At 69.1% G+C, this 22,391-nt stretch carries 18 protein-coding genes; 9 read left to right on the top strand and 9 right to left on the bottom strand.

Features of this window, described 5'->3' with window-relative positions:
- The first annotated feature begins 34 nt into the window (after nucleotides 1-34).
- The 3 genes from CLV67_RS42610 to CLV67_RS42600 all read left to right on the top strand — a co-directional run bounded on the left by CLV67_RS42610 (nucleotide 35) and on the right by CLV67_RS42600 (nucleotide 2,808).
- On the top strand, nucleotides 35-994 hold the full coding sequence (locus tag CLV67_RS42610) for a polyprenyl synthetase family protein (RefSeq protein ID WP_239166820.1): 960 nt from the start codon (nucleotides 35-37) through the stop codon (nucleotides 992-994).
- A gap of 222 nt (nucleotides 995-1,216) precedes the next feature.
- Nucleotides 1,217-2,011, top strand: coding sequence for an IclR family transcriptional regulator (locus CLV67_RS42605; protein ID WP_043522768.1), 795 nt, complete (start codon nucleotides 1,217-1,219; stop codon nucleotides 2,009-2,011).
- A gap of 128 nt (nucleotides 2,012-2,139) precedes the next feature.
- A complete protein-coding gene (locus tag CLV67_RS42600) occupies nucleotides 2,140-2,808 on the top strand; it encodes an anti-sigma factor family protein (RefSeq protein ID WP_106329180.1) in 669 nt (222 codons plus the stop codon).
- A gap of 263 nt (nucleotides 2,809-3,071) precedes the next feature.
- Here the strand turns inward: CLV67_RS42600 and rarD are convergent, their stop codons facing one another.
- The 3 genes from rarD to CLV67_RS42585 all read right to left on the bottom strand — a co-directional run bounded on the left by rarD (nucleotide 3,072) and on the right by CLV67_RS42585 (nucleotide 6,734).
- Complete coding sequence (gene rarD / locus CLV67_RS42595) at nucleotides 3,072-3,980, bottom strand: EamA family transporter RarD (RefSeq protein ID WP_106329178.1); 909 nt, start codon at nucleotides 3,978-3,980, stop codon at nucleotides 3,072-3,074.
- A 265-nt stretch (nucleotides 3,981-4,245) separates the two neighbouring features.
- The gene (locus CLV67_RS42590) at nucleotides 4,246-4,620 is read right to left on the bottom strand and encodes a phage holin family protein (RefSeq protein ID WP_106329176.1); all 375 of its coding nucleotides are present in this window, start codon (nucleotides 4,618-4,620) and stop codon (nucleotides 4,246-4,248) included.
- Nucleotides 4,621-4,970: 350 nt separating this feature from the next.
- Nucleotides 4,971-6,734, bottom strand: a complete 1,764-nt coding sequence (locus CLV67_RS42585; protein ID WP_146169516.1) for a type VII secretion protein EccE — start codon at nucleotides 6,732-6,734, stop codon at nucleotides 4,971-4,973.
- A gap of 264 nt (nucleotides 6,735-6,998) precedes the next feature.
- Here CLV67_RS42585 and CLV67_RS42580 point away from each other — a divergent pair, with 264 nt between their 5' ends.
- From CLV67_RS42580 to CLV67_RS42560, 4 genes are all read left to right on the top strand, one after another.
- The gene (locus CLV67_RS42580) at nucleotides 6,999-7,316 is read left to right on the top strand and encodes a WXG100 family type VII secretion target (RefSeq protein ID WP_106329172.1); all 318 of its coding nucleotides are present in this window, start codon (nucleotides 6,999-7,001) and stop codon (nucleotides 7,314-7,316) included.
- 16 nt (nucleotides 7,317-7,332) lie between these two features.
- Nucleotides 7,333-7,626 carry a WXG100 family type VII secretion target gene (locus CLV67_RS42575; RefSeq protein ID WP_106329170.1) on the top strand — a complete coding sequence of 98 codons (294 nt, stop codon included), beginning with the start codon at nucleotides 7,333-7,335 and terminating at the stop codon, nucleotides 7,624-7,626.
- Between the two features lie 245 nt (nucleotides 7,627-7,871).
- The gene (locus CLV67_RS53940) at nucleotides 7,872-11,318 is read left to right on the top strand and encodes an SseB family protein (RefSeq protein WP_239166814.1); all 3,447 of its coding nucleotides are present in this window, start codon (nucleotides 7,872-7,874) and stop codon (nucleotides 11,316-11,318) included.
- On the top strand, nucleotides 11,315-11,680 hold the full coding sequence (locus CLV67_RS42560; RefSeq protein ID WP_106329168.1) for a hypothetical protein: 366 nt from the start codon (nucleotides 11,315-11,317) through the stop codon (nucleotides 11,678-11,680). The genes CLV67_RS53940 and CLV67_RS42560 overlap by 4 nt, the downstream gene beginning before the upstream one ends.
- A 1,075-nt stretch (nucleotides 11,681-12,755) precedes the next feature.
- On the opposite strand, the gene CLV67_RS42555 is transcribed toward CLV67_RS42560, so the two are convergent.
- From CLV67_RS42555 to acs, 4 genes are all read right to left on the bottom strand, one after another.
- A complete protein-coding gene (locus CLV67_RS42555; RefSeq protein WP_106329165.1) occupies nucleotides 12,756-13,682 on the bottom strand; it encodes an alpha/beta fold hydrolase in 927 nt (308 codons plus the stop codon).
- A gap of 66 nt (nucleotides 13,683-13,748) precedes the next feature.
- The gene (locus CLV67_RS42550) at nucleotides 13,749-14,219 is read right to left on the bottom strand and encodes a hypothetical protein (protein WP_106329163.1); all 471 of its coding nucleotides are present in this window, start codon (nucleotides 14,217-14,219) and stop codon (nucleotides 13,749-13,751) included.
- A 166-nt stretch (nucleotides 14,220-14,385) separates the two neighbouring features.
- The gene (locus CLV67_RS42545; RefSeq protein WP_106329328.1) at nucleotides 14,386-16,743 is read right to left on the bottom strand and encodes an immune inhibitor A domain-containing protein; all 2,358 of its coding nucleotides are present in this window, start codon (nucleotides 16,741-16,743) and stop codon (nucleotides 14,386-14,388) included.
- A 289-nt stretch (nucleotides 16,744-17,032) separates the two neighbouring features.
- Nucleotides 17,033-18,994 (bottom strand): acetate--CoA ligase, encoded by a 1,962-nt coding sequence (gene acs, locus CLV67_RS42540; RefSeq protein ID WP_106329161.1) that lies wholly within the window; start codon nucleotides 18,992-18,994, stop codon nucleotides 17,033-17,035.
- Between the two features lie 223 nt (nucleotides 18,995-19,217).
- Here acs and CLV67_RS42535 point away from each other — a divergent pair, with 223 nt between their 5' ends.
- Both CLV67_RS42535 and CLV67_RS42530 read left to right on the top strand, forming a co-directional pair.
- Nucleotides 19,218-19,949, top strand: a complete 732-nt coding sequence (locus CLV67_RS42535; RefSeq protein WP_106329160.1) for a Fic family protein — start codon at nucleotides 19,218-19,220, stop codon at nucleotides 19,947-19,949.
- Nucleotides 19,950-19,969: 20 nt separating this feature from the next.
- On the top strand, nucleotides 19,970-20,452 hold the full coding sequence (locus CLV67_RS42530) for a PH domain-containing protein (protein ID WP_106329158.1): 483 nt from the start codon (nucleotides 19,970-19,972) through the stop codon (nucleotides 20,450-20,452).
- 431 nt (nucleotides 20,453-20,883) lie between these two features.
- Here CLV67_RS42530 and CLV67_RS42525 read toward each other — a convergent pair whose 3' ends face one another.
- Together CLV67_RS42525 and CLV67_RS42520 are read right to left on the bottom strand one after the other, a co-directional pair.
- A complete protein-coding gene (locus CLV67_RS42525) occupies nucleotides 20,884-21,684 on the bottom strand; it encodes an HAD family hydrolase (RefSeq protein ID WP_106329156.1) in 801 nt (266 codons plus the stop codon).
- A gap of 334 nt (nucleotides 21,685-22,018) precedes the next feature.
- Nucleotides 22,019-22,387, bottom strand: a complete 369-nt coding sequence (locus CLV67_RS42520; protein WP_106329154.1) for an STAS domain-containing protein — start codon at nucleotides 22,385-22,387, stop codon at nucleotides 22,019-22,021.
- Between the last annotated feature and the right edge of the window lie 4 nt (nucleotides 22,388-22,391).

Here is a 22,391-nt window from a genome sequence, read left to right as displayed (position 1 = left end):
GCTGTCATCGCTGGGCCTCGACGTCGATCCCGCGATGGACGAGTCGGTGTCTGCGACGCTGGCCGCCGTGGAGGTTGCCCTCCGCGGACATGTGGCCAGCGCCGATCCTCTGGTGGCCGAGGCCGCCCGGCATCTGGCCGACGCAGGGGGCAAGCGGTTCCGGCCGCTGCTCGTCGCGCTCGGGGCACAGTTCGGGGATCCGTCGTCGCCCCAGGTCGTCGACGCGGCGAACGTGGTCGAGCTGACCCACCTGGCGACCCTCTACCACGACGACGTCATGGACGAGGCCCTGGTCCGGCGTGGGGCGCCGAGTGCGAACGCACGCTGGGGCAACTCGGTGGCCATCCTGGTCGGCGACTACCTCTTCGCCCAGGCCGCCGATCTGGCCGCGACGCTCGGCACCGAGGCGGTACACCTGCAGGCGCAGACTTTCGCGCGGCTGGTGCACGGTCAGATCGCCGAGACGGTCGGCCCGCGCGGCACCGATCCGATCGAGCACCACCTGCACGTCATCACCGAGAAGACGGCCTCGCTGATCGCGACGGCGGCCCGGTTCGGCGGTCTCTTCTCCGGCGCCCGGCCCGAGTTCGTGGAGGCGCTGGCGGGTTACGGCGAGGCGATCGGCATCGCCTTCCAGCTCTCCGACGACCTTCTGGACATCGCGAGCGAGTCAGTGCAATCCGGCAAGACCCCCGGCACCGATCTGCGTGAGGGCATCCCGACGCTGCCGGTGCTCTACGCGCTGTCCGGCGACGACACCGACGCCTCCGCGGTCCGGCTGCGTGAGCTGCTGTCGGCCGGCCCGATCACCGACGACGACCTGCACGCCGAGGCGCTGACGTTGCTGCGGGAGTCGGCGGCGCTCAAGCGGGCCCGCGAGACCGTGCGGTCGTACGCCGAGGATGCCCGGGCCCGTCTGGCGCAGCTGCCCACCGGCGAGGCGCGGCGGACGATGGAGGCGCTCTGCGACTTCATCGCCGACCGCACAGGCTGAGCACCGGGAAGACGGATATCGAACCAAACTCCACCGTGGTACGCGCTTCAGGCGTTTGCGCTGGTGGAGTCGATGTTGTGTGGGCTTGCTCACTCTCGTCTCGATGCGGACAGTCCCATTGATCACACGCGCTGTGTAAATCGATCGTGATCCACTTCCGTTTGGCATTCCTTCCGAGGCCGATTGTTCATATGGTGTAAGTCCCTGGCCTCGGAGGTAGCTGTGCGTGACCCCCTAGCGGAGCCGTCAGATCTCATCCGGAGCGTGTCGCGTGCCCTGCGTGTGCTGGAGTCCGTGGGCCGGGCTCCACGCGGGCTGACCGTGAAGCAGATCGCCCGCAGATGCGAGTTGACCGTCGCGACGACCTATCACCTCGTCCGGACCCTCGCCTACGAGGGCTACGTGATCCGTCGTGAGGACGGCACGTACATCGTCGGGCTCGAGATCGCCGATCGGTATCGCGAACTGGTCTCGGCATTCCGCGGCCCGCCCGCGGTCGGTGAGGCGCTGCGCCGGGCGGCCGTCGACAGTGGATACAGCCATTACCTGGGCCGGTTCGTCGGTGGCCGGATAGCCGTCACCGCGTCCGCCGAGGGCGCCCGGTCCCCGTTCATGGACGACGTGGCGCCCGGTTTCGACGAGGGCGGACACGCCACCGCGCTCGGCAAGGCGCTGCTCGCCACCCTCACTCCCGACCAGCGGTCACGCTATCTACGCGACTACGGGATGCGGGCCTTCACCCCCGCCACCCTGACCACACCCGAGGCGCTCGAGGCCGATCTGGCCGCCGGCGAGCGGCGCGGCATGCAGATCGAGATGGGACAGTTCCGGCAGGGCCTGGCGTCCGCCGCCGTGGTCGTCGTCGCCGACCGGGACATGGAAAGACGCCTCGTTCTCGCCTGCTCCATGCCGGCCGCAGAGATGCTGACCTCGGCACGAGTGGTCCGGGCCAAGCTCACCGCAGCCGCCCGGAACGTGGCGGAAGCCCTGTCCGGAGGGGAGTCGGCGACCGCCTGAACGGGGTGGTCGCTCTCCGGATCCAGGCCGCCACGGCTTGACGTGGGGCTTTAATGATTCGTTGAACCTTAGAGCCCGATGCCGCGTAACACAGACCGGGAGCAGCAACCCGGTTGGAGGCGGTACGGATGCGATGCGAGGACGGGCACGACGACGCCGCCTACGTCCTCGGCGCGCTGTCGCCGATAGAGCGGGCCGCGTACGAACGACACCTGGCTACATGCTCGTTCTGTCGTGAGGCGGTGGCCGATCTGGCGCTCGTGCCGGACATGCTCGACCGGCTCGACGCGGACGAGTTCGCCAAACTGCTCGACCCCAGTCTGTCGTCGCTGTCACGGCCGGCGCACGCGCCATCCCTGAAGAAGGTGCGGGCCCGCCCGATCCGGATCGTCAGCTCGATCGCGGCGCTCGTGCTGTTCCTGGCCATCGGAGGCGGGCTGGCGTACTGGGGGTTGACCGCGGGTGAGACGACCGCGCCACCACCCGGGCCCGCGGTCGCCATGACGCGGATCGACCCAGGATCGCCGATCTCGGCCACCGTCCGGATCACCAGCACCGGAGCCGGTAGCCGGGTCGAGATGGAGTGCAGCTACTCGCCGACGGCCAAGCCGTACACCTTCCGGCTGGTCGCCTACGGCCCCGACGAACAGACCGAGCAGCTCGGGTCATGGCTGGCGCAGCCGGGCAAGCAGTTCCTGCTGCCGGCCGCCACACACTTCACCGAGGGCAGCCTGTCGCGGCTCGAACTCGTCCGCTCCGACGACAAGGTGATGCTCGTCTACGAGCCGCCGAGCTAGAGACTCCGCCGGCCGCATCTCAGCCCTGGGGATTCTTAGTGCCATTTCGTGGCTCGGCCAGATCTTCTCGACCGGGGTGTGCGTGAGGTCGTGGCTGATCCCGGCATCAGGCGCGCGTGGGTGCGTCAGGTCTCGACAACCGCGACATTGCTGTGCTGGACGATCATCCTGGCCGGTTTGAGGCTGGCTGTGCCTCGCGCACCCTTCCCGGCCCGGGAAGGGTGCGCGAGGCACAGCTGGCCGATCGAACAGCGGGATGCGGCCTAAGCCGTGACCGCCGCCGCGCGGATCCGGGCCGAGGCTCGGGCGCTGCGGATGCCGTCGGCGGTGAAGACGATCAGAGCCAGCCAGACCAGGCCGAAACCGGCGAGACGGGCCGGCGGCATCGGCTCGTGGTAGATGAGCAGACCGACGGCCAGCTGCAGGATCGGGGCCACGTACTGCAGGATGCCGAGACCGGCCAGCGGCACCCGGTTGGCGGCACCGGCGAACAGCAGCAACGGGATCGCGGTCAGCACGCCGGCGATCAGCATCAGCACCGTGTGCAGCACCGAGACGTGGCCGAACTCGGCGCCACCGGTCAGGTTGAGCCAGGTCAGGAACGCCAGCGCGGGCAGCAGGAGCACAGCCGACTCGACGAACAGGCCCTCCGCCGGCGGCAGGGACATCCGCTTCTTGATCAGGCCGTAGCAGCCGAACGATGCCGCCAGGATCAGAGCGATGTACGGCAGACGTCCGTAGTCGATGGTCAGGATCGCCACGGCCAGACCGCCGATCCCGACGGCCGTCCACTGCAGCGGGCGGAGCCGTTCACCCAGCACTGTCACACCGAGCACGATGACGAGCAGCGGGGTGATGAAGTAGCCGAGCGCCGTCTCCACGACCCGAGACGAGTTCACCCCGTAGATGTAGGTGCCCCAGTTGATCGCAATCAGCAGCGCGGCTAGAGAAACGCCACCGAGCAGCCTGGGCGTACGGACGAGGCGTCCCAGAAATCGCCAGTTGCGGGCCACGGCCAGTAGCAGGGCCACGAAGACGACCGACCAGACGACGCGGTGCGCCAGGATCTCGAGCGGCGGGGACGGGCGCAGGTGCTTGAAGTAGATGGGGAAGAAACCCCACATGACGTACGCCGTGAGGCCGTACACGTACCCGCGCCGCTCGTCGCTCATGCCCCTACGGTAAGGGGGTGAGCGTGATCCGGTCCTTGCGAATATGAAGCAGGTCACGAGGCCAATTCCGCCTCACTGGCCTGCATTCACAGCGTGTCAGTCGTCGTCGTAACGCTGTCAGCGGTTGCCGGGACACCGTCCACCGGTTGCCGGGACACCGTCAGCCGGTGTCGGGGCGCTGTCAGTCGTTGCCGAGACGCTGTCAGTCGTTGCCGAGACGCGGTCAGTCGTTGCCGAGACGCGGTCAGTCGTTGTCGGGACGCTGTCAGTCGTTGTCGGGGACCAGCATGTTCAGCAGCCAGCTCACGATGCCGACGAGCAGCGCGCCGAGAACCGCCGGCAGGACGCCGTCCACGTGAAACGCCAGGTCCAGCTTGTCGGCGATCCAGCTCGTCAGGAGCAGGAGCAGGCCGTTGACCAGAATCGCGACCAAGCCGAGCGTGAACACGTACAGACCGCAGCCGATGGTCTTGATGATCGGCCGCAGAACCGCGTTGACCAGCCCGAAGATCACCGCGACGGCGAGCAGCGTGCCCACCTTGGTCGTGGTGGACTCGGCGGTCAGATCGATGCCGTCGATGACCAGAGTCGCGATCCACAGCGAAACGGCCGTGATCACCAGCCGGATGAGGATGCCCATGGCCGGGAATGGTGCCATGGCCCGTCCACCAGTGGAAACGACACCCCGCGATCTTTGTGAGATCTATGCCGGAGTTAAGGATCAAGTCACGGGTTCCGCTCCCGCCCGCCCGGGCTGTCCGGCCTTGGCTCAGGTCGCCCGTCCAGTTGTTGCTCGGGCTGGCCGCCGGGCCTCCGCTTGGACCGGCCGCCCGATTCCGGCTGTGCCGTACGCCGCCCTTTGCTTGGGTGGCCCATCCGCCTTTTGCTCGGGACACACGCACCTTTGCTCGGGCCGCGTGTCCGCCTTTGCTCGGGCCGCGTGTCGGGCTTTGCTCAGGCCGCGTCGGGCTTTGCTCGGGTGGAATTTGCTCAGCGACGGACCGGCTCGCCGATCAGGCTCTGCTCGATCGGGGTCTGGGAGAACACCGCCCAGCGGACCGCCCGCCGGTTGATCACCGCGACCATGTCGGTGCGCATCCGTGGGAAGTACGACGAGGTCTCGCCCAGCCCCAGCGTGCCGCCGAGCAGCGCCGCCTCGGCCGACGTCAGCCGCTGCAGCACCACCACGTCGGCCTCGGTGGCGTGCGGCAGATCAGAGGCGCCGAACTCGTCCCGGACCACCAGCGTCGTCTGCCAGCCCGCGTCCCGGGCAGGCTCCGGACCACTCGGCGCCGAACCGGTGTCGAGTACCGTGAGGGTGGGCTGCCGTACCGAACCGGCCGGGGCGTCGAACGGCCGCCCCGGTGGCAGGATCGTGATCGCCTCACCCGGGTTGGCCGCGCCCCGGACGAACGGCTCCCACGCGTGCGGCCTGGTGGTCCGGACCAGGACCCGGGCACCGATCGCCATCGCGCGGAACACCAGCAGCTGCGCCCCTGGCAGGCCACCGACCAGCAGCGCCCGTGTTGGCTCCGGCCGGAACAGGCGGATCAGAACCGGACCGCCGCTCTGATTGCGGCCGATCATCAGACCGGCTGGGCTGAGTGGTAGCTCCGGAGCACCGATGGCCCGGCCGTCCACCGCCTGAGCACCCAGCGGCAGCGTCGCGGCGAGGCTCGGCAGTTGAGCGCCGTCCTGCCGACTGACCCGGATCCGGTCGGTGGAGAGCTGGCTGCGTAGTGCCCGGACGGCGGTCTCCAGCCCGGGAGCGTCGGGGGCGGCGAGCCGGACGAACAGGCCCTCCGCGGTCAGGGACACCGTGGTGGCGGCCGCCGGCAGGTGCAGGATCCGGGTGATCAGATTGCTGCTCAGCTCGGTCCCGGAGGGTGGCCGGCACCGGAAGGTCGCCTGCAGCAGACCGCCCAGGCGCAGGCCGGACCAGCTCTCCCGTGCGCTGTCGGTGCCGCTCGTGTCGGCGTTGGCCAGGTCGGCGATTGCCCGCAGGGCGGCGACGTCACCCAGTGGACGGGCCATCGCTGGCCCGAGGCGGCGGGTGAGGCGGCGGGCCAGCCCGGCCAGGCTGCGGTGAAGCTCCTCGTCCGACCAGCCGCCGGCCCGAGACACCCGCAGTGCGAGCAGCGCGCGGAGGTGGCCGAGCGAGCTGCCCTCGGCCAGGGTGCGGTAGGAGCTCTGTGCCGGGCCGGTGCCACCCCGTGCGGTAGGTGCGGAGACCGCGCTGAGCACGAGCTGGACCCGCAGTCGTGGCTGGTCGCCGACCGCCTGATCGCGGCCGGTGGCGTGCAGCAGGGCCGCGAACGAGGGGATCCGTGACGTCTCGTCGGCCGGATCGCCGAGCTCGATCAGAACGGTCAGGCCCGAGTCGTCGGCGAGGGCCGCGGCGGTGCCACCCGGCAGATCGAGGGTCGTCAGGCGGACGCGTGGTGCCGCGTACGCCAGCAGGGCGGTCGGACTGGTGACAGCGGCGGTCCGTCGGCGGCCGGCGTATCTGACCGCGACACCGAGCCACTCGAAGGCCCACCGGCCGCGCAGCCGGAGCCAGGTCAGCGCGAGCAGGCCGGCCGCGCCGATCACGGCCGGCACCATGGCCAGCCCACCGATGGCCAGACCGGCCAGGATCAGGACGGCCGCGATCTGGGTGGCGACGATCTGCTCCGCGCGGGCGCCGAGCAGCCGGCCGCCGCGACGCGGGCGGATCAGAGACTCGGCCATCGGAACGGCGACCTCGATGCTCACGATTCGCCCCTCTCCGTCGCCGGGCATCCATTCACCCACATGCGCGGGTCATCGTAGGGCAGTTATCCACAGCCCGGCTGCCCGACCGGACGGTTATCCACAGGTTGAAGGTCCGGGGCAGACGTGTCTCGTGTCAGGCGGCTAACGTCGTCGCTGTTGTTTCGCGGCGGGCGTCGTGTCCGATCGTGAGCGGCTAACCTAGTGGCCCGTGTCGATGCAAGCGTGGTCCACAACGGATCAGATTGCGAAAGGGGTGACGCCCAGATGTCGCTGACTGAGAGCCAGTCCGCACAGATGGCGAGTACCGCCAACGAGTTCGATCGGATCAACGGCTCGCTGCAGAGCATGCTGAGCCAGTTGATGCATGAGCTCTCGGCGCTCAGCGGGACCTGGAAGGGGCAGGGCGCCAGGGCGTTCGAGGACGTAAAGATCCGTTATGCGAACGACCTGAAGCGGCTCAACGAGGCCCTCGCCGAGACCGCCGAGGGTATTCGCACCTCCGGGGCGAGCTACGAGCGTTCCGACACCGAGGCCGCGTCCAGCATCGGCCGGACCGGTGGCAACTTCACCCTGCCGCTCTGACCCACCGGAGGAAGTCATGAACGACGGTCACCTGCTCGTCAATTTCCACGCGCTCGGCCAGGCCCGCGTCGACATCGCCAAGGCGGTGAACAAGCTCACCGCCGACCTCGAGTACCTCGAGGGTGAGGGCAAGAAACTGTCGGGCACCTGGTCCGGCAAGGCTGAAGAGGCGTACAACATCCGTCAGCGCAAATGGCAGGCTGCCTCCGCCGATCTGCAGATCATCCTGACGGAGATCGGATCGGCCCTCGAGCGGTCGACGGACGACTATCGGGACACCGAGCACTCCGCGGCCCAGCGGTTCCAGTAGTCGCATACGCGAGTCGGGTCGCCCGTTCGCGTAAATGGCTTAGCCGGTTCCCGCGGTTACCATCGGTTGTTGGGTGATCACATCGAGCTATCGGTGCCTGCCCGCGGGGCCCGGACGGCCCCTTCTCAGTGGCTTAGTCTGCCCAACCTGACGGTCAGCATGCCGCCGCCCATTGTGATTGTGGCCTGACCTTGTAGGTTATACGCGTTGAGTTGGCTCGTTGACACGCGTGGGGAGAGGTGGACGTGTCCGAGTGGGAACCGGCTACGGACGCCGAGGTTGCGATGCGCGATGCGTTGCGCACCGACGACCAGGAGTCCTACTTCCGCATTCTCGCCGGTGTCGACCTTCTGTTACCGGTCTCCGCCGACGTCCTGGCCGGCACGGCGCCGATGGGCTGGGGCACGTGGAGCACCGGCGGTCGCACCCACGTGCTGGCGTTCACGTCGAACGCCGCGCTACAGGCCTGCCTTGCCGACTATTCGGGTTCGGCGCGCCGTGTGCCATATTCCGAGCTGGCCAACACCTGGCCCAACCTCGAGTGGTGGCTGGCCGTCAATCCAGGCCTGCCGATCGAGGGATATCTGCCGGCGTGGTTCGTCGCTCAGCTGGCCCGTGGTGATCTGAGGCTGCCCACCCGCGGTCCCGGTCGTGAATCGCACGCCGGCTCGAAGATCCAGGAGCTCGGTGCGGCCGCCCTCGCGGCGAGCCGGTCCGGTGGCGAGAACGGTGTCGGGGGACCGACCTACGACCAGGCCACGGCCGGTGGGCCACGCGCCACGTCGGCCCCGGGTTCCGCGCCGGTCCCGGCGAGCCCGTCTGTCTCCCCGGCTCCGGCAGCGGTCCCGCCGCCGCTTCCGCAGCCCGCGTCTCCGGTCGCGCCCGCGGTGGCCCCGATCCCGCCGGTCGGCAACACGCCGCCGATGGGCCCCGGTGGTCTGCCGATCCGCACCCCGAGCGGCACCTCGCCGAGCGGGCTGCCGGTCCGGACCCCCGTCTCCCCGGCCGTGCCCGGCGCTTACCAGCCCCCGGCACCGGCCGCCTACGCTCCTCCGGCGGTTCCTTCCGCCGACGTTCCGCGCAGCCCGGCCGCCCCGCCGGCTCCGGCCGCGCATCCCCTGCCGCCGAGCCGGGGCAACATCGGCTCCGGGATGGCGACTCCGGGGTGGGAGAAGCCCGTCGTGCCGTTCCGTCCGGAGGAGGACCCTCGCGGTCCGCTCCAGGACCTGAAGGCGCCGTTGCCGGTCCGCACCCCGATGGCGAACACGCCGCCCGTTCCGGAACACGTCGCGCCGTACAACCCGGCTGAGGCTCTGGTCGACCCGAACTGGGCCGGTAAGCAGAGCCCGAAACCGGCCGGTGCGCCGCCCGCTCCGCCCATCCCCCCGGCCGGTCCGGTCTCCGGCGGAGCCCTGCCTCCGGCTTCCGGTGGTGCCATGCCTTCTGGCTCCGGTGGTGCTCTGCCTCGACGGCAGCCCGGCCAGTCCACCGGTGGCGGATCGATGTCCAGCATGGCGGGCTTCGTGCCGGCCGCGACCAATGCGGCGAACACCGGTGGCAACGCCACGCCGCCGCCCCCGATCCGACCGGCCTCCCCGGCGGCCACTGCCACGGGCGGTCCCTCCGCGGCTCCGGTGTCCGGTCTCGCCGGCACCTCTTCCGCCCCCGGTTCCGGTTTCGGCGGCCCGCCCGCAGCGCCCGGTTCCGGTTTCGGTGGTTCATCCGCGGCTCCGGTGTCCGGTTTCGCAGGCTCGCCAGCGTCCTCGGCTACCGGCTTCGACGGCGCTCCTTCCACTTTGAGTGCCGGGTCGGCTGGTCCTGCATCGGGTTCGGGTTTCAACGGCGGGGCTTCCGCTCCCAGCGCCGGGTCGAGTGCTCCTGCCTCGGGTACGGGTTTCGGCGGTGGGTCGTCCGCTCCGAGTGCCGGGCCCGGTGGTCCGGCCTCGAACGGCGGGTTCGGTGGGCCTTCGGCTGCAGGCCCCGGCTTCGGCGGTCCCGCGGCGGTATCCGGCTACCCCGGACCGGGGGGCCAGCAACCGGTCAGCCCGGCCGCGCCGCCGGTGTCATCCGCACCCCCGTACGGCACCGGATCGTCGGCAGCGTCACCGTACGGCGCTGGTTCGCCGGCCGCGCCGCCGCTCGGCTCCGGGTCGCCGGCCGCCGTCGGTGGTTCCGGTGGGCCCGGCGGTGCCCTGCCGCGCAGGCAGGTCACCCCGCCGTCGGAGCGACCCGCCTCTATGGCCGCCGCGGCCCAGGCGCTCGGCGCCCGGCCTCCGGCCTCCGAGCAGGCCCCGCCCGCCTGGGACCGTCCGGCGCCCCCACAGGCCGTCGACCGGTTCGGACCGTCCGGGCCGGCTCCGTCGATCACCCCGCGGCCCGAGGCCGACTCGCCCGCCGCGACGACGATGACCAATCTGCTGCCGCCGGTGATCCCGGGCGCCTCCGGTGCCGGTCGCGGATCGTCGTCCTACCCGGCCGGGCCGGGCTACGGTTCCGCCGTTCCGACGTCGTCCGCGGCACCGGCCGTTCCCGCGCCGCCCGCTGCGGGCACGTCCTACGGCCTGCCCCCGCAGGGCAGCCCGGCGTCGGCGTACGCGACCCAGGCGCTCGGCGGCTCGGCCTTCGCGACGCAGGCGCTGCCCGTGGCGACCGGCGGTTACACCCCCGCCGGTGCCACCAACCTCGGCGTCTCCGGGTCGGCCACCGGTTCGCGGGGGCCGGCCTCCGAGGTGTTCGTCCCGGCCAACGACGTCGAACGCGAGCTTCAGGACGCAGCCGACACCGGCAACAACGACGTCTTCCTCTCCACGCTTCTGCTGGCGCAGGTCATGGTGCCGGTCGCCAGCCACTCCCGTCCGGGGAGCGCGCCCGGCGAGTCCGGCTTCGCCTTCCAGCCCGAAGAGTTCGAAGGCGAGCGTTACCTCATCGTCTTCACCAGCAAGGACCGGCTCTCCGAGCACTTCGGCGAGCCCACCCGGACGGTCGGGGTCCGCTTCTACGAGCTGATCCGCAACTGGCCCGACCCGACCTGGTCGTTCGCGGTGAACCCGGGCACGCCTGTCGGCGCGAAGTACCCGGGCGCCCAGATCATCGCCCTGGCGAACTGGGCCACCGAGGCCGGTCTCGGCTCCGAGCCGGTGGAGGCACCGCCGGCCGAGACGGAAGCCGCCCCGGTGCCGGCGCCCGAGCCCGCCAGCGACGAGGCCCAGCAGGCCACGGTCATGCAGAAGACGATCGCCGCGGAGCAGGTCGACTACTACCTGGACCGGGGTTACGACCGGGTCGCCGGCTTCGTGCACCGCGCCTCCGAGGTCGAGCACCTGCGCACTCCCGGCGAGCTGTTCGGTGCCCTCGGGCTCTACTACGACTCGTCGCCGTTCCAGCCGGATGCCAAGGAGGCGTTCGTGCTGCGCTGGCCGGCGTATCGGCCGAGCCTGTACCGGATCCCCTATGGCGGGCAGAACGAGCAAGCGCTGCGCGCGATGGACGGCTGGGTGATCGAGCGTCCTCCGTTCCGTGGCAACGGTTTCGCCCCCGGCGAGGGCCGCGACGTCATCGCCGAGTTCAAGGTGGACAGTGTCCGGCTGCCGCACGGCGCGCAGCTGTGGAGCATCGACGCGGACGGCAACGAGCGGATGATGGCGATCTTCGACGCGGACGGCCCCCAGTGGCGCCGGGTGGGTGAGCAGTGATGCGCGACGGATACGTGGTCACCTGGCAGGGCCAGGAGTACGACGCGGCCCCTGACGGCGACAAAGTCCGCATCTACGCCACCAGCCCGGCCGAGGGCTTCCAGGAGACGAAGCCGGGCCGTTACGTCCGGGTCCTCGAACCCGACGAGTACGACGAGATGGCGTACGTCCGCACGCTGTGCACCTGGCGCGGTGAGCCGTTCATCGTCCTGGCCGAGGCCGATTCCTGGCTGCGGCTGGAGTACACCGGCGGCCGCGCCCCGGTGGCCCGTCAGCTGGGACTCGAGGAGTTCGACTACGGCGTCTACCAGGGCTGGGCTCCGGCCCACGAGGTTCGCGACCGCTACGAGCACCGCATCTGATCCGAGTCGGACCGGCCGCAAAGGCGAAGGCCGCCGCAGGGTTGGTAGTCGGCCGCGAGGGCGAACGCAATGTCGGCTGCAACGAGGCCGTGTTTCGTAGGCGCGCTTCCGAGTCGGGGTGTGAGGCTGTCAGTCGTATCTCGGGTCTGGGTTTCCCTGCCCTGAGGTGACTCGGCTACGCCAGCTCGCGGGCCGTCAGGTGTCGGGTGGTCGTGGTCGTCGGCTTGCGTGGGGGATGACCGCCTTTTCCCGGTGCTGGACGATCATCGTGGGCTGTTTGCGGAGGCCGGCCCCGTGATATGGCTGCTTCCCGGCCCGGGAAGGGTGCGTGGGACACCGCTGGGTGATCGGGCCGGCCTGGGAGGGGTGCGTGGGGTGCTGCTGGGTGATCGGGTCGGGTCGGTTGGGCGTGGGCATCACGTCCGGGGAATCGGCACGATCGTGGACCTGACGCAGACGTGGGCTAGGAAGCCACCGCGCAGCCGAAGGCCCACCGCAAGGGAGGCAGCCAGCCGCGCAGGCGAAGGCAAAATCGGCCGCAACGACGAGAGTCAGCCGCAACGACGTGAGTCGGCTGGAACGACGTGAGTCGGCTGGAACGACGTGAGTCGACTGGAACGACGGGAGTCGACTGAAAACGGCAGAAGACAGGTTGGGCTCCCCGCATCTGAAGCGGGGAGCCCGTCGGCCGTCCTGATGCCCGGTGACCTGGAGGAGAGAAAGGGATGGCCGCCGGGCGCCGGTGTCGGCCGGATCGGTCGTCGCTCGCGGTGGGTGCAGGGGACCGTTCCGCCAGTGACGAGTCGACTGTGCCGGGTGCCGGAGCCGGCCGCCGCGAAAGGGGTTTCGAGGGCCGGCCCCGGCATCCGGAGATCGTGATCGGCTGGAGGTGGGGGATGTCAGCCGGTCGGATCCGATGGGGAGGGTGGGTGCGAAGGGACGGGTTCAGCGGAATACGACGGCTACGCGGCGTCACATTCTGGAGGGAGGTGACCGCCACAGATCGTGAGATTAGGGCAGATCCGGAGCGAAGTTGATCTTTTAAAGATCACTTAAGGTGAGGGTAAGACGAAGATCAGGAAGGCGTCTTCAGCCAGCGCAGGATCTCGCCGGTCACCACGTCGGGCGCTTCCTGGTGGAGGAAGTGGCCGGTGTCCGGGATGAGTCGCCACTCGTACGGCGCGGTCACGTAGCGTCCGGAGCCCTGTGCGGTGCGGGGCAGCACGGCGGTGTCCAGGGCGCCGTGCAGCTGCAGAGTCGGCACACTCGACGGAGGCTGCATCAGTTTGACGAAGCGGTAGCCCTGCAGGCGCAACGCACTGCGAGCCACCCAGCGGTACGCCTCCAGCGCACAGAACGCGGCCTGCGGGATCTGCATGGCCTCCCGGCAGCGCGCGGAGTACTCGGCGAATTCCGGTGTGGCCGCCCAGCGCGGGCTGCTCCACCGGGCCATCAGTTCACCGACCATCGCGGCATCGTCGCGGGTCAGTACGTGCTCGAACCGCGGCACCTGGAAGCGGGCCACCGTGGACGACGCGGCGAGCTGGCCCCGGGGGTCGGCGAAGAGGGCCGCCCGCAACCGCAACGGATGCGCGGCCCCGAGCACGACCAGCCGGTTCACCAGTTTCGGGTGGAACGAGGCGGCGGCCCAGCCGATCATGCCGCCCGCTCCGGCACCGACCACGGTCGCCGAACGCTCGCCGAGCGCCCGGATCAGACCGGTGACATCCGCGGCCATCGTGTACCCGTCGTACCCCCGAGGGGGTTTGTCGCTGGCTCCGTAACCACGCAGGTCCATTGCGGCGGCCCGGAAGCCCGCGTCCGCGACCCGCAGCATGATGTCGTGCCAGGCCCACCAGAACTCCGGAAAGCCGTGCAGGAAGAGAACGAGAGGGCCGGTGCCGACCTCAGCGACGTGGAAGCGGCTGCCGTTGGCGCCGACGAATCGGTGGCTCCACGGTCCCTCCGTCAGCACGCACGACTCGTCCACCCGACCGCCCATGTCGTCAGCCTAGGCCGCGCTGTCACACATGAAGCCGGGCAGTGGCGAAATGGAGCCGCACCGTGATCATTTGATGGTCTCGGCATCGGTCATCGCCATGAGGTCGCCGGGGCCGCAGTAGATCCGCAGCGGCGTGGCCTCCACCTGCACCTTAACCCGGTCGCCCTGCTTCAGGTCGATACCGGCGGTGGAGTAGAGGGCGTACCTGTTGCCGTCGTCGGCGATCAATCCGTAGCACGGACCGGTACCCCCGCGAGTGACCATGCCGGCCACCCAGCCGGTGGACGGCTGCTTGTCGGTGGGCTCCTTGGGCGGCTTGTCGGTCAGTGTGATGGTCGGCAGCGGCCGCTCCGACGGTGTCACCGGGCTGCTCTCGGTGGTTCGTTCCGGTGAGGGGGACGACGAAGTGGTGATCGAGGGCGGGGGAGAAGCCGATGAGGGCGACGAGGCGGGTGACTCCACTCCGTTCGCACAACCGGCGATCACCGTCCCGGCCACCACGGCCAGGCCGATCCGGAATGTTGTTCGAGTGCGCATGAAGCCCATCCTTCCCGCGTAAGGCGTCGAAGATAGGACGAATCGCTGGACGGTTCGGTTCCGTGCTCGCGAGGTTCCGTACACGCGAGGTTCCGTACAAGCGAGACTCCGTACACGCGAACGGCGCCCGGGTTGCCCCGGGCGCCGTCCTGGTGTCGTGCGTGGATCAGTACACGGCCACGTTCATCGAGGTGCCCACCTGGCTCAGCACCGCGATCTTGACGCCGACCGCGGGGAGCTTGACGCCGTGGTTCGGCAGCTCCTCGTAGAAGTACTTGCCCTTGTCGTTGAAGACCGGGTTGCCCAGCTGCGGCTTGATGACCGACTTCGCACCGTTGAGGTGCAGCGTCATTCCGTCGGTCGGGTAGAAGCTGAACGGGGCGTCGTACACCTGGACCCGCGAGCGCCACGGAACCCCGGTCGGGTTCAGGAGCGGCTTCGGGTGGGCGTCGACGTACAGGTTGCGGCCCTCACCGGGGTGCTCGTTGGTGTTGTTGTCCACCTGCGAGGTGTCCCAGTAGGAGATCAGCAGACCGGTCTGGTAGTTGTAGTGCTCCACCCAGTCCGGCTTGGTGTTCATGAACCCGAAGTTGTACGGGCCGGTCGCCAGGTACTTGTCGTACCCGGTGTAGCTGCGGTAACCGGCGATGTAGTAGTTCGGGAAGTTCGCGGTGCTGGTGGCGCCCACGATCGTGAACCCGCCGAGGGTCCAGGTCGAGGTGCCCTCGGCGCCCTCGGTGGAGACGACCGCGCCGTCAGCGGTGACGGTCAGCTCGTCGGCGAAGACACCACCCTCGGACACGCCACCGTCGGTGACGTAGTGCAGGCGGAAGTCGATCTTCTGACCCGCGTACGCGTTCAGCGGCACGTTGATGTCGACCCAGGCGCCGGCGGTGGAGCCGCTGATCGCCGGGTTGCCCGCGCCGTCCTTGATGAACGGAGCGCCGGCGGCGGTGCCGTCGAGCTTCGTCCAGTTGGCGCCACCGTCGGTGGAGGCCTCGGCGTACAGGTAGTCGTAGTCGATCTCGATGCCGTAGCGGCCCTTGAGCGAGACGGCCGCGGTCGTCTTGCCGGTGAGGTCGATCGCCTTGGAGAGCGAGACGTTCAGGTCGTCGGCGTTGCCGGAGAAGAACTGCTTGGTCCCGGCGAACGGAGCACCCAGATCCGAGGTGACCTGCTTGTCCGGCAGGTTGACCACGAGGGCCTGCTTCTTCTTGGTGTTGTACTCCTGCGGACCGAGGTTGACGACCTTCTTCTGGCCGGCCTTGACGGTCTCGTAGTTCAGCCACCCGAGCTGAAGCTTGTTCCACGCGCCGAGGTCGCCCGGACGCGTGCCGATGCCCTGGTCGTTCTTGGCGCTGAGACGGCTCTGCGCCATGAGGGTCCAGTACTCGCTGTTGTTGTCGCCCAGACCACTGGTGTCGTAGTCGTCCGGGAGACCGAGGTCGTGGGCGTACTCGTGAACGAAGACGCTCAGGCCGCCGTTCTCGGGCTGGACGGTGTAGTCACCGACCCACAGGTCACTGCTGCCGACCTTGGCGCCACCGAGCTTGTTGTTCGCCGGGCCGGTCGCGCCGGCGCTGTTGACGAACGCGTACCAGCGGTGGCTCCAGATGGCGTCCTCACCCTGGTACGGGTCGCCGTCGGCCTGGTCGCCGCCGGAGTGGACGATCTGGAAGTGGTCCAGGTAGCCGTCGGACTCGTTGAAGTTGCCGTCACCGTCGAAGTCGTAACGGTCGTAGACGTCGTACTCCTTGAGCGCGGCGTTGACCTGGGCCTCGGTCTTGCCGGACGCAAGCTGGTCCGCGTACCACTGGTTCACGCCGTCCTTGACCAGCTCCCACACGTTGGTGCAGTTGCTGCTCGCGCAGACGGCGGGGTCGTCACCGTTGGCGTCGGTCGGGTTGTCGCTCGACCGGCCGTACCGTGCCTCGTTGTACTTGACCTTGACCCAGTCGGAGACCTGGCCGTCGACGCTGTAACGGCCGGACGACTGCTCCTCGAAGTAGGTCTTGACCGACTCGACGTTCTTGCCGGTGCCGAAGTACAGCTTCTTGAAGTAGGCGGGCGAGTAGTCCGCCTGCCAGATGGTGGAGTTGTCCACCGACCGGTCCGGCTCCGGGATCGCGTTGTGCAGCGGGCCCTCGAAGGTAGAGGGACCGGCGAACTGCGGCGTCGTGTCCTGGTCCGGGAACGACGGGTGCCGCTCGTTGCCGAACTCGGTCAGGATGACGAAGATCTTGTCGGTCTTCTCGCGCGCGAGCTCGACGTACTGGTTCTTGCCCGGGTGACCGAAGCCGCCGTTGCCGTAGGTCTTGCCCAGTTTGACGACCTTGCTGCCGTTCACGGTCTCGACCTTGGCCTTACCGCTGACCACCTCGGAGACTGCCTGCTCGCGCAGTGCGCGGCGCTTCTCCTCGAGAGGGTTGGGCAGGTCATGGTCGTCGACCAGAGCGGACTCGCTGGCCGGCGCCGCCGGGGCTGGGTCCGAGGGTGGCGCCGCCACGGCGAACGTAGGAGCCATCGCCCCGACACTCGTCACGACCACGGCGCCGAGTAGTCCTGCGACCACCTTGCGCACTACGTTTACCTCCGCTTTCGCCAGCCGGATCACTGGGGTACGGGCGTCCGGCGTGAAACGGTCCCGTCGTTCGGGACTCAGGTGAACGTATGCAAACCAAACGATGTTCGGGGATCGCCAAGCATATTGATGGCCAACGGTTATTCGATATGGTCCGGTCATAACACGGAGACCGGCAAATAAGACAAAAGGCTGGTGACACAATTGTGTCACCAGCCTTTATTAATCTTTGTCAGTCTTCGGGCTTGGCCGTCTTCAGTCCGGAGGAGATGAGGTCCATGACCGTTGAGTCCTGAAGGGTCGTGACGTCACCGAGTGACCGGTTCTCCGCCACGTCACGCAGCAGTCGCCGCATGATCTTCCCGGACCGGGTCTTCGGCAGTTCGGCGACCAGCATGATCTGACGCGGCTTGGCGATCGGACCGAGCGTCTTGGCCACGTGGTTGCGCAGATCCTTGATGAGCGCTTCGCCCGCATCGCCCGCGGTGTCCACATTGCCCCGCGGAATGGTGAACGCGACGATCGCCTGCCCGGTCGTCGGGTCGGTCGCGCCGACCACCGCGGCCTCGGCCACCGACGGATGCGAGACGAGCGCCGACTCCACCTCGGTGGTCGAGATGTTATGGCCGGAGACCAGCATGACGTCGTCGACCCGGCCGAGCAGCCAGAGCGCGCCGTCCGCGTCCTTCTTCGCGCCGTCGCCGGCGAAGTAGTACCCGTCGAACCGCGACCAGTACGTGTCGATGAAGCGCTGGTCGTCACCCCAGATGGTGCGCAGCATCGACGGCCACGGCTCGGTCAGCACCAGGAAGCCGCCGCCGCCGTTCGGCACCGACTGCGCCTGGTCGTCGATCACGTCGGCACCGATGCCGGGGAGCGCGGTCATCGCCGAGCCGGGCTTCGCAGCGGTCACGCCGGGCAGCGGCGAGATCATGATCGCGCCGGTCTCGGTCTGCCACCACGTGTCCACGATCGGGGTGCGCTCGCGGCCGACGTGCTCCCGATACCAGATCCACGCCTCCGGGTTGATCGGCTCACCCACGCTGCCGAGGACCCGCAGCGACGACAGGTCGTACTTGGCGGGGATGTCGTCGCCCCACTTCATCATGGTGCGGATCAGCGTCGGTGCGGTGTAGAGGATCGACACCTTGTACTTGTCGACGATCTGCCAGAACCGGCCGCGGTCCGGGGTGTCCGGCGTGCCCTCGTACATCACCTGGGTCGCGCCGTTGGAGAGTGGGCCGTAAACGATGTACGAGTGCCCGGTCACCCAGCCGATGTCGGCCGTGCACCAGTAGACGTCGGTGTCGGCCTTGAGGTCGAACACGGCGTGATGTGTGTACGACGTCTGGGTCAGGTAGCCACCGGTGGTGTGCAGGATGCCCTTCGGCTTACCGGTCGTGCCCGAGGTGTAGAGGATGAAGAGCGGGTGCTCCGAGTCGAACGCCTGAGCCTCGTGAGTGGGGCTGGCCTGCTCGACGGTCTCGTGCCACCACTTGTCCTTGTCGGTCCACTCGACCTCCTGGCCGGTACGCCGGACAACCAGCACATGCTCGATGCGTCCGGTCCGCGCCACCGCCTCGTCGACGGTCGGCTTGAGCGCCGACGGCTTGCCCCGGCGGTAGCCACCGTCCGCGGTGATCACCACCTTGGCGTCGGCGTCGTCGATCCGGGTGGCCAGAGCGTCCACCGAGAAGCCGCCGAACACGACGCTGTGCGTGGCGCCGATCCGGGCGCACGCGAGCATCGCCACCGCGGCCTCGGGGATCATCGGCATGTAGATCATCACGCGGTCGCCGGCGGTCACGCCGAGGTCGGTGAGCGTGTTGGCGGCCTGGCTGACCAGCTTCAGCAGGTCCGAGTAGGTGACCGTGCGGGTGTCGCCCGGCTCGCCCTCCCAGTGGATGGCCACCTTGTCGCCGTTGCCGGCCTCGACATGACGGTCCACGCAGTTGTAGGCGATGTTCAGCTCGCCGCCGACGAACCACTTCGCGAACGGCGGGTTCGACCAGTCCAGGATCTGGTCCCACGGCTTGGCCCAGGCCAGCCGCTCGGCCTGCTTCGCCCAGAAGGCCAGCCGGTCGGCGGCCGCCTCCTCGTAGGCGTCCGCCTTGACGTTCGCGTTCGCCGCGAGGTCGGCGGGCGGCGGGAACTGCCGCGTCTCCGACGACAGGTTCTCCAATGTCTCGCTCATGAGGGCGGCTCCTCTGCCGTGACCGGGATCTCTTCAACTGCACACTAGTTGCGCCGGAGGACCCGACGAAGGTTTGCGTCTCAGCTCGCGCCCGATGGTGCCGTGCGCGCGCCGACTGGTGCATTGATGCTCACTACTGCGCGAATCTTGCCAGTTCCAAGCTCATTTGTGCAGCCCTTGTTTCCGCTGTTTTACCGCCGGCGGCGTTCACTACCGTGGTCATGTGGATCCCTTGGCACCCCTGCTCGATCTCACCGACATCGCGCCCGCCTTCGCCGACGCCCGGCAGGCCGTCGACGCCGCCCACCGGCACCGGGCCCTGCGCCGGCACGGTGGTCAGGTCGCGGCCGAGGCGAGCCTGCGCGCCGCCGTCGCCAGCGCCGCTCTCGAAGGCAGCGTCCACGAGCTGGAGGAGGTACGCGGCGGCACCGTCACCGACCCGGTCATGCAGGGCGCCCTCCGGGTCGCCGAGTCGCTGCCCGGCCTGGTCGACCTCTGGTCCCGTGCGCCCCGGCAGGTGCTGGCGAAACTGCACGTGCTCGCGGCTCGCGGCGTCGTCCACGACCACGACCTCGGCCGGCTCACCGGCGGCGCCGAGCGGATCGACGCCCTCGCCCGGCTCGTCGCCGGCAACGAGACCACCCCGCCGATGCTGCTCGCCGCGATCGTGCACGCCGAGCTGCTCACACTCCAGCCGTTCGCCGGGCCGTCCGGCGTCGTGGCCAGGGCCGCCGCCCGGCTCACCCTCATCGGGCGCGGTTTCGACCCACGCGGCCTGGTCACGGTCGAGGTCGGCCACCGTTCGAGAGAGCCGGAGTACGTGGGGTCGGCAGGCGCCTACGCGACCGGGACCACCGACGGGGTGCGGTCCTGGCTGCGTCACTACGCCGCGGCGATCACGGCCGGTGCCGAGGAAATCACCGTCATCGGCGACGGAGTACTGGCAGCCGTCTAAGCCCCGGCATACTTTGCTGCGTGGGTTCGTACTGGGTCCGTCCCTATCCGCCCGGCACCGGGCGTTGGATCGTGATCGCCTGGGAGGCGGCCGCGCTGCTGTTCCTCGCCTGGGCCACCATCCGCCAGTTCGATCTGATCGGCCACGGGGTCCGCGCGCTCGCGGGCAGCCTCGCCGCGATCTGGGCGGTCGGCGCCTGGCGGATCATCCAGCACGGCGTCTACGTCAGCCGCGACGGTGTGCTGATACGCGGCCTGGTCAGGTCCCGGACCATGAGCTGGCGCGACATCGCGGGTGTGCGCCTGCACCACACCATCCACCGGCTGGGGCGGTGGGAGCTGCAACGGGACATGACCGTGGTGATCGAACGCAATGACGGCGCCACGGTCGGGACCGAGCTGTGGGCGCAGGGCGTCGACTTCCACGCCCGCCCCAAACTGTTCCGGGCCGTCTACCAGGAGATCCGCAACCGTCATCGGGCGGCGGGGGAGAAGAAGGCCTGAGACGTGGAAGAGCCGGCGTCCCTCGCGGGGGCGCCGGCTGTGCGCGTCCGTACCGGGTTATCAGGCGTGCACCTGGGTCGTTGTCGACGGTCCATAGCCCTCTCGGGCGGAGGTCCCGTCGCAACGTGCCTGCCGTGGCTGATCGCGCGTGGGTTCCCGGTGGCCGTGCACGGTGCCCGATGTTTCCGGGCCCGCGAGTCATTTCTACGCCCCGGCTCGCTTGATCGCCAGATTTCCGGCGGAAACGCGACCGAAAGGGAAAAGCTCAGACCAAACAACAACCGCTTCCGATGTACGGGCACGCGCGTACCACGTCCAGTCTTTGCGACGAGGGACGCATACGCCCGGAAGCGGCGTCAGGGCCGGGACGCCGCAGCGACGTCGCTTCGATGCCACGTCACTCACGTAGCCGTACGAAATGGGGAAGGTTCTCAGGCGACCGCAGCGCGGGTGCGCCGATGGCGGCCGTAGAGCGCGAAACCGATGGCGACGCCGACGCCCACACTGATCGCCGCGGCGACCGGAACCGCGGGGCGGTCGCGGAGTCGCCGGCCGAGCGGAACCGGATGGCGGAACTCGAGAACCGGCCAGGAACGCAGCGAGGCGACCCGGCGCAGAGTGCGGTCCGGGTTGACCGCGCTCGGATGCCCCACCGCCTCGAGCAGCGGAAGGTCACTGCTGGAGTCCGAATAGGCGTAGCACTCGCTGAGGTCGTAACCGCGCTCGTCGGCGAGCCGGCGCACACCCGTCACCTTGGCCGGACCGGCCGAGTAGAACTCCACCGCACCGCTGTAACGGCCGTCGACGATGGCCATCCGCGTCGCGATGACGTCGGTGATGCCGAGCAGTGCCCCGATCGGGCGGACCATCTCGTCACCGGAGGCTGAGACCAGCACCACATCCCGGCCCGCCGCCTGGTGCTCGGCGATCAGCGCGGCCGCCTCGGCGTAGACATACGGGTTGATCAGATCGTTGAGCGTCTCGGAGACGATCTGCTGAACCTGCTCCACACGCCAGCCCTTGCAGAGGGCGGCCATGTAGTCCCGGGTCCGGGCCATCGATTGCTCATCGGTGCCGCCGCCGAGCCTGAACATCAACTGGGCATAGGCGGTTTTCACCACGTCACGGCGGCTGATCAGCCCATCCCGATAGAACGGCCGTCCGAAGGCCAGCGCGCTGGACTTGGCGATGACGGTCTTGTCGAGGTCGAAAAACGCGGCGCTCAGGCCCACGGGCCGAAAGTGTAGCCGGAACACGCTCGCAACGGTTGCCCCGCGCGGCCGACGCACCCGTCGGTGACGCGCTGTGAAATCGGGCAGAGGGCAGAAGATGCCCACCGACGTGACAATCGGTACTCGACGGGGACCGTGATCCTGAGGCAAACTTGTGTTTGTTACGAGGTGTGTGTTGTTCCCGCTTCACCCAGTTACCTCGCCCCCGGGTCTCGACCCCGGGCTCAAGCCTCGGTGATCGCGCCCCCCGCGGTCGCCGAGCGATTCGGCTCGACCCCCCCGGAGCCGAATCCCAGGACGGCCCCCGTCGCCCCCCGACGGGGGTCGTTCCCTTTCAGGCTCCGGTCGCCCGGCTCGGCTCGCCGTCACGTGCGGGGGTCTCGCCCGCATCGATCAGCCCGAAGAAGCCGGAGAGCCCGGTCACGGTCAGCACCCGGCGGAACGTGTCACTCGGATTGACGACCCGGAAACCCACGCCTGCCGCGGTGGCCGAGCGGTAACCCTCGATCAGCGCACCGAGCCCGGTGGAGTCGATGAACGTGGCATCACGCAGGTCGACCTCGACATCCGGCGGTGACCAGTCGGTGACCGCGTCGTGGATACCCCTGGCGACCTCTTCGGAGTTCGAGAAATCGACCTCGCCCGTCACCGTCACGGTGACGGTGCCGTCCTCCGCGAGCGTCGTACGAATCGAACTCTCCATGTCT

The sequence above is a fragment of the Actinoplanes italicus genome (assembly GCF_003001815.1).
GTDB classification, from domain to species: domain Bacteria; phylum Actinomycetota; class Actinomycetes; order Mycobacteriales; family Micromonosporaceae; genus Actinoplanes; species Actinoplanes italicus.
This window is presented reverse-complemented; position numbering and strand designations above follow the sequence as displayed.

What these genes read in the sequence shown, in the direction of transcription:
- CLV67_RS42610 (WP_239166820.1), top strand. Translation starts at nt 35, where the DNA reads ATGGACGAGTCGGTGTCTGCGACGCTGGCCGCCGTGGAGGTTGCCCTC.
- CLV67_RS42600 (WP_106329180.1), top strand. Translation starts at nt 2,140, where the DNA reads ATGCGATGCGAGGACGGGCACGACGACGCCGCCTACGTCCTCGGCGCG.
- rarD (WP_106329178.1), bottom strand. Translation starts at nt 3,980, where the DNA reads ATGAGCGACGAGCGGCGCGGGTACGTGTACGGCCTCACGGCGTACGTC.
- CLV67_RS42590 (WP_106329176.1), bottom strand. Translation starts at nt 4,620, where the DNA reads ATGGGCATCCTCATCCGGCTGGTGATCACGGCCGTTTCGCTGTGGATC.
- CLV67_RS42580 (WP_106329172.1), top strand. Translation starts at nt 6,999, where the DNA reads ATGTCGCTGACTGAGAGCCAGTCCGCACAGATGGCGAGTACCGCCAAC.
- CLV67_RS42575 (WP_106329170.1), top strand. Translation starts at nt 7,333, where the DNA reads ATGAACGACGGTCACCTGCTCGTCAATTTCCACGCGCTCGGCCAGGCC.
- CLV67_RS42555 (WP_106329165.1), bottom strand. Translation starts at nt 13,682, where the DNA reads ATGGGCGGTCGGGTGGACGAGTCGTGCGTGCTGACGGAGGGACCGTGG.
- CLV67_RS42550 (WP_106329163.1), bottom strand. Translation starts at nt 14,219, where the DNA reads ATGCGCACTCGAACAACATTCCGGATCGGCCTGGCCGTGGTGGCCGGG.
- CLV67_RS42545 (WP_106329328.1), bottom strand. Translation starts at nt 16,743, where the DNA reads ATGGCTCCTACGTTCGCCGTGGCGGCGCCACCCTCGGACCCAGCCCCG.
- acs (WP_106329161.1), bottom strand. Translation starts at nt 18,994, where the DNA reads ATGAGCGAGACATTGGAGAACCTGTCGTCGGAGACGCGGCAGTTCCCG.
- CLV67_RS42520 (WP_106329154.1), bottom strand. Translation starts at nt 22,387, where the DNA reads ATGGAGAGTTCGATTCGTACGACGCTCGCGGAGGACGGCACCGTCACC.